Genomic DNA, 1,127 nt, shown 5'->3' with positions numbered 1-1,127 from the left:
CTAGTGGCGCGCGTCGTTAGTTGATTTACGGTTGGTGGTTGGGATGATGAGGCATGGCGAATCGTCCTGCTGCTGCGTTGGTGTTGCGTGAGGGTGACGAGGAAGGTCTGGCTGCGCTGACGCGGGCGTCGAGTGTGCGGGCCGGTCTGGCGCAGCGGGCCCGGATCGTGTTGCTGGCCTCGCAAGGGCTGTCGAACACGAGGATCGCCGAGTTGGTCGGGGTGTCGCGGCCGACGGTGATCGGCTGGCGGGATCGTTACGCCGAGCGGGGGCTGGCCGGGCTGGACGACGAGGTTCGTTCGGGTCGGCCGCGCACGGTTGATCATCGGGGCATCGTGGCGGCGACGTTGGGGCCGCCGCCGAAGAAGTACGGCGTGACGCACTGGTCGTCTCGGCTGCTGGGCCGGCATCTGCGGATCGGGGACGCCACGGTCGCGCGGGCCTGGCGCGAGTTCGGGGTCCAGCCGTGGCGGTCGGAATCGTTCCGTTTCTCAACCGATCCCGAACTGGTGGCCAAGGTCACCGACGTGGTCGGCCTGTACCTGGCCCCGCCGGACAATGCGGTGGTGTTGTGTGTGGACGAGAAGTCGCAGATCCAGGCGCTGGACCGCACCGCCCCGATCCTTCCGCTGCAACCGGGCTTGGCCGAACGCCGCTCTCACGACTACGTCCGGCACGGCACCACGACCCTGTTCGCCGCGCTCGAGATCGCCACCGGGCAGGTCACCGCAGCGGTCAAACCGCGGCATCGCCATCAAGAGTTCCTGGCGTTCCTCAAACAGGTCGCCCGCGCCCACCCCGGCCGTGAGTTGCACCTGGTAATGGACAACTACGCCGCCCACAAACACCCCACGATCAAGGCCTGGCTGGCCGCCAACCCCCGCGTCAGCGTCCACTTCACACCCACCCACGCGTCCTGGATGAACCTGGTCGAGGTCTGGTTCTCCATCATCGAACGCCAAGCCATCCACCGCGGCACCTTCCGATCCGTCCACGATCTCAACACCAAGATCCGAACCTTCATCACCGGCTGGAACGACCGCTCACACCCGTTCGCCTGGACCAAAACCGCCGACCAGATCCTCAAGAAAGCCAACCGTCAGAAGACCTCAGACGCGCGGCACTAG

The 1,127-nt window shown here is 66.4% G+C and carries 1 protein-coding gene; it reads left to right on the top strand.

What is annotated here, in order from left to right; all coding sequences use genetic code 11:
- Positions 1–53 precede the first annotated feature (53 nt).
- Positions 54–1,127 (top strand): IS630 family transposase, encoded by a 1,074-nt coding sequence (locus AB0E69_RS41075; protein ID WP_360159802.1) that lies wholly within the window; start codon positions 54–56, stop codon positions 1,125–1,127.

The organism is Kribbella sp. NPDC026611 (assembly GCF_040638345.1).
Lineage (GTDB): Bacteria > Actinomycetota > Actinomycetes > Propionibacteriales > Kribbellaceae > Kribbella.
The sequence above is the reverse complement of the archived record's forward strand: the minus strand, read 5'-3'. Positions and strand labels throughout refer to the sequence as shown.

What these genes read in the sequence shown, in the direction of transcription:
- AB0E69_RS41075 (WP_360159802.1), top strand. Translation starts at nt 54, where the DNA reads ATGGCGAATCGTCCTGCTGCTGCGTTGGTGTTGCGTGAGGGTGACGAG.